Here is a 6241-nt window from a genome sequence, read left to right on the forward strand (position 1 = left end):
CACCGCGCCGCAGAGTTGCCGGTCTGGCTGCACAGATACAATTGGCACCGTCCCCACGGGAGCCTAAAGTCCAAAACACCTATCAGTCGCCTCGCTCTAACCGAGGACAACCTGTTGAGGCTCCACATCTAGCTACGAGAAGCTTCCCAGGCGGCTGCCATACAGCGTTCTAAGATTCCCGACAAAATGTTCGCTCATCTTCCGGGCCGCAGCCTGATGCCGTTCTCGAATCCGTTCCGGTCACGCATTCGTCGCCGAGCGCCTCGTCCCACCCGACGAAGCGGACACCTTGGGCAAAGGAAACCGGCGACGTTGCAGCCAGCATAATCGGCGACGCCGGTTATCTTCGCGGCATCGATGACGGTGCCGGTGCCGTCTCCGATTTCCAGCACCGAGCAAGATCCTCGCAGCATCTTACGGCACGTTTTTTAGGCTGCCGCCAACGACCGCTTCAACGCCGCCACCGGCGACAGCCTGCTCGAACGTGTGTGGCTTTCTCGCATCTCCTGAAAAAATTACCCGCGCCTTCGAATTGACAAGATTGACAACCTGCCGGGTTCGACGGCAAGGCTACTGGCGCTTAGGTGGCAGATAGGCCCTTCTGGGGGGCATTATCCGACTGAGCATGGAAGCAGACCGAGAGGTTTGTAGTGGGCGCATCGCATAAAATCCTGCGGTCAAGCCCCTCCAGCTCTGCAGTTTTTGGCAACGAAAGGGTCCATCCTGTGAAACAGCTTCTTCTTGCAACCGTTCTCGTCCTCGCCAGCGGCACCGCCTACGCGGCCGACGCTTTGCAGGAGGCACCGGTTGCTGCTTCCTATAACTGGACCGGCGCATATATCGGCGTGAACGCCGGCGGCGGTTTCGGCACGTTTAGTCTTGATCCTTCCGACGGCGGACCTGGTGGCTTCGACCTCAGCGCGAGTGGCTTCCTGGGCGGCATTCAGGCCGGTTACAACTGGCAGGTTGGCCAATTCGTCTACGGCGTGGAAGCCGACTTCCAGGGTTCCGACGTCAAAGGCGAGCTATCGCTCGGCGGCCCCTCTCTGGAAACAAAGGTTGATTGGTTCGGCACGGTGCGTGCTCGCATTGGCTATACGCCCGTCGATCGCTTCCTCGTCTATGGCACTGGCGGCTTGGCCTACGGTCATGAAAAGCTCGACATATCCGGGCTCGGCGGGCCTAGCTTTTCCAAGACTAGGGTCGGCTGGACCGTTGGTGCAGGCGCCGAATACGCCTTCACCGACAAATGGTCGCTCAAGTCCGAGTATCTTTACACGGACCTGGGTAAAGAGACGTTCGATACGGGCGGGCCAGTGGGTGCCGACGTCAAAGTCCCCTTCCACACCGTTCGCGTTGGTCTGAATTACAAATTCTGATCTATTAGCGGACAGGACAAAAAGCCGCGACATGGTGAACTGACCCCTCGAATGCGGTTAGTTCACCAGTCGCGGCTTTTCTTTGTTCAGCAATGGCTCGGGGGTGAGCGCGGCGATCGAGCACGATGAGCTACCAACAACGGAGGTTGGCTACGGGCAGCGTGAATCGGGCGGAGCTGATTCGCTCAGATAGCCTTCTCGCCCTGTCTGCCGCCATGCGCCTCCAAGGCCTTCTCGACGGCGCGCTTCAATTCGTCCTTGATCTCCGCCGTCTCGGCCATCAGCGCCTCGATCTTCAGGAAATCGAGCACGCGGTACTTCGAGACTTTCGGGCGGATCAGGATGTCGGGCCTCGACTGCTGCAGCTTGTTGGCGATGATCGACTGCATCATCAATTGCGAGGCGCCGTACATCAGGTCCACCGTGGTCGGGTGCTTGCGCTCGGCATCGCTCGGCGCGCCGACCACGTCGATCGCGATGATGATGTCGGCATCCTTTTCGAGGAGATCGAAGGGGACGGGATTGTAGATGCCGCCGTCGATCAGCAGGCAGCCATTGCGAACCACCGGACGGAACACCGCCGGGATGGCAGCCGAAGCGGCGAGCGCGGAATGCAATTCACCCTCGGCGAGCACCGCCAGCTTGTGACCGAAATAATCGGTCGCCGTCACCTTGAGCGGGATCTTCAGCGCGTCGAAGGTCCGCGGGATCGGCTCAGGCAGGAAGGCCTTCAAGATGCGCTCGATGTTGAACTGGCCGACGCGGATGCCGCCCTGCATGGCCTCCGCGATCGTGCCCGGCCGCGAGCGCCACATGCGCGCCGCCACTTCGGCGCGGCTGCCGAGGATCGATCGGGCATAGCCGTGGATATCGGCGCCCGTCATGCCCGACGCCATGCCGGCTCCCATGATGGAGCCGATCGACGAGCCGGCGATCGCCACCGGCTTGATGCCAAGCTCGTCGAGGGCCTCGATGATGTGGATATGCGCGAGACCGCGCGCGCCGCCGCCGCCGAAAGCCACCCCGAAGGTCGGGCTCATCCCTTGCCGCCTCCCGCCACCTGCACCAGCGGCGGGCCGATGACCATCACGGCGGGATCGGCCGACAGAAGCTTCTTCGCCGCCGCCTTGACTTCGGCCAGCGTCACCGCGTTGATGAGCGCGGCGCGGCGCTTCATATAGTCGATGCCGAGATTGTCGACCTGCAGCTCGACCAGCGTCGCGGCGATGGAGGCGGAGGAATCCAGATTGTTGATGGCGTAAGCGCCGATCATGTATTTCTTGATCGCCGCGAGCTCTTCCTCGGTGGGACCGTTCTCGGCCATATCCTTCACCACCTGGCGCACGATCGAAAGCGTTTCGGCGGCGCGGTCGGAGCGCGTCGCTGTCGTCACCAGCAGCGCGTGGGAGTGCTCGTTGTCGACCAGATCGGAACTGACGCCATAGGCAAGGCCGCGCTTCTCGCGCACCTCCGAAAAGAGCCGGGAGGTGAAGGTCGAGCCGCCCAGGATCTCGTTCATCAGGACGGTGGCAAAGAAATTGGGATCGCTGCGTTTCACGCCCGGCCAGGCGAGCTGCAGCGAGGTCTGCGGCAAGTCGTAGTTCACCGCCAGTTGCTGCCCCAGCTTTGGCGTGACATCCGACACCGGAGCCAGCGTCTGCCTTTCAGGCAGATCGCCGAAGACGTCGTCCAGTTTCTTGCCCAGTGTCGCGGCGTCGATATCGCCGACCACCGCCACATGCAGGCCGCCGCGGGCGAAATTGGCTTTGTGGAAGGCCCTGATGTCATCCGCGGTGATGCTAGTCAGGCTGCCCTTCGTCCCCTGGTCGGAACGCGAATAGGGATGCTCGCCGTAAATGGCGCGCAGCCAGCGCTGCTGCGCCACCGTGTTCGGATCGCGCTCATTAGCGAGGATGCCGGAAAGCACCTGGGCGCGGATACGGTCGATCGGCGCCTGGTCGAAACGCGGGCTGTTCACCGCCAGTTTCAGCAGGCCAAAAGCCTCGTCCTTCTGGTCGGACAGCATACGCATTGAGCCGTAGGTGCCATCGCGCGCGGCCTGGAAACTCATCTCGGCGCCGGCATCGTCGAGCTTCTGCTGGAAGGCGTCGCTGTCGAGGTCGCCTGCGCCTTCGTCGAACAGGCCGGTCATCAGGTTGACCAGGCCCTCCTTGCCGGCCGGATCCTGCGCGCTGCCGCCATCGAACACGAAGCGGATGGCGATCAGCGGGATCGAATGGTCCTCCACCAGCCAGGCGGTGATGCCCTTCTTCGACTTCACCTCCTGGATGTTCATCTCCGCGCGGGCGGCGAGCGCCGGCAGGAGCAGGAAGAACAGGGCAAAGCAAAGCGTGGCGACGGCTCGATACATTTTTCCTTCTCCCCTTGTGGGAGAAGGTGGATCGGCGCGCAGCGCCGAGACGGTTGAGGGGTGGGCGACAGATCGCCATCCTTGCCAAGCTGGAACACCCCTCATCCGACCGAGCTTCGCTCGGCCACCACCCGGGGGCGAGCCACGGGTCTTGCCCCGTCCTTCGGACCCCACAAGGGGAGAAGGGAAGAACCGCCGGCGCACCGAAACCATGCTCATCATCAATTCCCCGCCTGTTGCTGCGGCAAGAGATAGCCGGTGGTCGAATGCTCGAGCACCAGGTAGCGGGCGGCGACCGCCTTGACCTCATCGGCGGTGACCTTGCGGATGCGGTCCGGCCATTCCTGAACGTCCTTGACGTTGCCGCCGGTGGCAAGCGTGGAGCCATACATGTTGGCCATGTCGTCCTGCTTGTCGCGGGCAAAGATCATGGAGCGCACATAACGGGTCTTGGCCCGTTCCAGCTCATCGTCGCTCACGCCGTCCTTGACGATGCGGACGATCTCGGCATCGACCGCCGCCTCGACATCGGCAAGCTTGGCGTCGCCGCGCGGCGCGCCATAGACGGTGAAGTTGGTGTCGTCGAGCATCGTGCCTTGGAAATAGGCCGCCGCGTCGGAGGCGATCCCCTGCTTGACGACGAGCTCCTGGTACAGCCGGCTGCGGTTGCCGCCGCCGAGGATCTCGGCCAGCAGGTCCAGCGCCTCCGCCTCGCCGGGCTTGCCCGTATGATAGGATGGCACCACCCATTGCGTCGAAAAGCTCGGCACCGAGACGCGCGCGTCGGTCAGCGTCACCGTGCGTCTGGTGTTCTGCTCCGGCTCGACCGGGCGGATGCGCGGCCGCAGATCCGGACCGCGCGCGACCTTGCCATAGGTGCGCTCGGCCATCGCCTTGACGGCATCCGGCTCGACGTCGCCCGCTACGATCAACACCGCGTTGTTGGGCCGGTAGTAGTTGTCGTAGAAGGCTTTCGCGTCCGGACGGTTCAGTTGCTCCATTTCCTGCATCCAGCCGATCACGGGAATGCGGTAGGGCTGGTTCTGCCAGAGCGTCGCATCGACCTCCTCGTCCAGAACCGCCTGCGGATTGCTGTCGATGCGCGAGCGGCGCTCCTCCAGGATCACGTCGCGCTCGGTCTTGATGACGTCGTCGGTCAGGATCAGGTTGCGCATGCGATCGGCCTCGAAGCCCATCATCTGTTCCAGCGCCGAGGGCGGCACCGTCTCGTGGAACGCGGTGTAGTCGTAGGAGGTGAAGGCGTTGTTGGAGCCGCCGATCTCGGACACGGCGCGGTCGAATTCGCCGGCGGCGTGGTTGGTCGTGGCCTTGAACATCAGATGCTCGAAGAAATGCGCGATGCCGGATTTGCCAGCGGGCTCGTCGGCGCTGCCGATCTTGTACCAGACCATGTGGGTGACGATCGGCGCGCGATGGTCCGGGATGACGACCACCTCCATGCCGTTGTCGAGGAGGAAATCCTTCACGTCACCATCGTCGGCCGCACGGGCCGGAGCCGACGCCACTATTGCCAGCGTGCCGACAAGGAGCGCCGTGCGCAGCGCAATCCGCGTAGGTGTCATCAAGTTCTCCGGTCCCGGTTGCGCGACGATAGGCAAGGTTCGCTGGCGAGGCAAAGTGATTTGTTCGGCATTTTCGAGGCGCGGCTAGCACAAGCTAGCCGGCCTCGATGAAGCGGATAACCGTTTCGCCGTAATTGCGCTCGTCCATCACCGAAAAACCGGCGCCAGGATCGAAGGCCGCCGATGCCGCCTCCTCGACGACGCAGAGCGCGCCGGGCAGAAGCCAGCCGCCGTCCTTGGCCGAGCGCAGCGCGCGTTCGCCGAGACCTTTGCCATAGGGCGGATCGGCGAAGATCAGGCCAAAGGGCGAGATCGTGCCGGCTTCGCCTAGATGCGTGGCGTCGCGGCGGAAGATTTTTGTGCGGCCGGTGAGCCCGTAGGCTTCGACATTCTCGCGGATCAGGCCGCGCCCCTCGGTAGATTCCTCGATGAAGACGCAGTAACCGGCGCCGCGCGACAAAGCCTCCAGCCCGAGCGCGCCCGTGCCGGCGAAGAGGTCGAGCACGCGGCCGCCCTCGAGCTTGTCGGCGTAGCGATGCGCCAGGACGTTGAACACCGCCTCGCGGGTGCGGTCGGTGGTGGGGCGAATGGCATTGCTTTTCGGCGTCGCCAGCGGACGCCCGCGGAACTCACCGCCGACGATCCGCATCGCCGCCCCTCTTCGGACCACGCGGCCTGTTGCCGCCATCGCCTTCGGGGCGCTCGCCACGGGGCTTGCCGAACGGTTTCGCGCCCGGCTTGCCCTTGCCGCCCGGTTTGAACGGCGCCTTGCGTGCCTTCGCCTCGGCGGCCCTGGCGGCGTCGGCTTCCGCCCTGCCCTTGCCGATCGGCCGGGCGCCCGGCGCCATCCAGACATTGGCCTTGCGCTGGCCCGGCGGCTCGATCGGCCGCTGCTCGCGCTGGGATTT

5 protein-coding genes and 2 pseudogenes are annotated in these 6241 nt (G+C 64.0%); 2 read left to right on the plus strand and 5 right to left on the minus strand.

From position 1 onward, the window contains the following. Both EOA27_RS17655 and EOA27_RS17665 read left to right on the plus strand, forming a co-directional pair. A pseudogene (locus EOA27_RS17655) lies at window positions 1-132 on the plus strand (IS481 family transposase); the annotation flags it as partial. 593 nt (window positions 133-725) lie between these two features. Beyond that, window positions 726-1379: an outer membrane protein gene (locus tag EOA27_RS17665; RefSeq protein ID WP_126083154.1), complete on the plus strand. Its 654-nt coding sequence runs from the start codon at window positions 726-728 to the stop codon at window positions 1377-1379. Window positions 1380-1564: 185 nt separating this feature from the next. Here the strand turns inward: EOA27_RS17665 and EOA27_RS17670 are convergent, their stop codons facing one another. The 5 genes and pseudogenes from EOA27_RS17670 to EOA27_RS17690 all read right to left on the minus strand — a co-directional run. Next, on the minus strand, window positions 1565-2419 hold the full coding sequence (locus EOA27_RS17670; RefSeq protein ID WP_126083155.1) for a patatin-like phospholipase family protein: 855 nt from the start codon (window positions 2417-2419) through the stop codon (window positions 1565-1567). After that, window positions 2416-3750, minus strand: coding sequence for a pitrilysin family protein (locus EOA27_RS17675; protein ID WP_245467099.1), 1335 nt, complete (start codon window positions 3748-3750; stop codon window positions 2416-2418). The genes EOA27_RS17670 and EOA27_RS17675 overlap by 4 nt, the downstream gene beginning before the upstream one ends. 221 nt (window positions 3751-3971) lie before the next feature. Beyond that, window positions 3972-5333, minus strand: coding sequence for a pitrilysin family protein (locus EOA27_RS17680; RefSeq protein WP_127256791.1), 1362 nt, complete (start codon window positions 5331-5333; stop codon window positions 3972-3974). A 94-nt stretch (window positions 5334-5427) separates the two neighbouring features. Next, on the minus strand, window positions 5428-5982 hold the full coding sequence (rsmD, locus tag EOA27_RS17685; protein WP_126083158.1) for a 16S rRNA (guanine(966)-N(2))-methyltransferase RsmD: 555 nt from the start codon (window positions 5980-5982) through the stop codon (window positions 5428-5430). Continuing rightward, window positions 5963-6241, minus strand: a pseudogene (locus EOA27_RS17690) (RNA pseudouridine synthase); the annotation flags it as partial. The pseudogene EOA27_RS17690 and the gene rsmD, both read right to left, overlap by 20 nt.

It is taken from the genome of Mesorhizobium sp. M2A.F.Ca.ET.037.01.1.1 (genome assembly GCF_003998075.1).
GTDB lineage: Bacteria > Pseudomonadota > Alphaproteobacteria > Rhizobiales > Rhizobiaceae > Mesorhizobium.